Source organism: Pseudomonas sp. 05N434 (genome assembly GCF_056396965.1).
The window spans coordinates 1-500 of record NZ_JBFTMK010001095.1 but is presented as its reverse complement, the minus strand read 5'-3'; the positions used below and the strand labels follow the sequence as shown (position 1 = coordinate 500).

General features: G+C 55.4%; 1 protein-coding gene. It reads left to right on the top strand.

Annotated elements, in window-relative coordinates:
* The coding region (locus tag AC1DLB_RS31910; protein ID WP_477786521.1) for a TonB-dependent receptor domain-containing protein at nt 1-500 on the top strand (500 nt) is incomplete at both ends.

The window sequence follows — 500 nt, the reverse complement described above, 5'->3', positions numbered from 1 at the left end:
TGCCGCAGGAAATCATGGTGGGCGGCAACTATTCCAAATACACCTCGGACGACAAATACGCCCGAACCTTCAATGACAGCTCCGACAATATCTTCGACATTGATCACAACCGTCCGGATATCAGCTACGAAGGCTTGATCAATAGCCCCGGTGGTCGTGGGACTCCCAGCCAATACGACATCCGCCAGAAAGGCCTGTACGGCAGCTGGCGGGTCAAGCCTGTTGAAGACCTGACCCTGGTGCTCGGCTCGCGCGTCAGTTGGTACGACTACAATTACAAGTCTTCGACCCAGACCGCGAGCGGCATTACAGAAGATCCAAAAAGCACCGCCACTGAAACCGGAGAAGTCACGCCCTATGCCGGTATCGTCTATGACCTGAGCCGCGAATGGGCGGTCTACGCCAGTTACACCGACGTATATACACCGCAGACCGAACGCGATACCGCCGGCGCGGTACTCAAACCGATTATCGGCAGTAACTACGAGATTGGTCTCAAG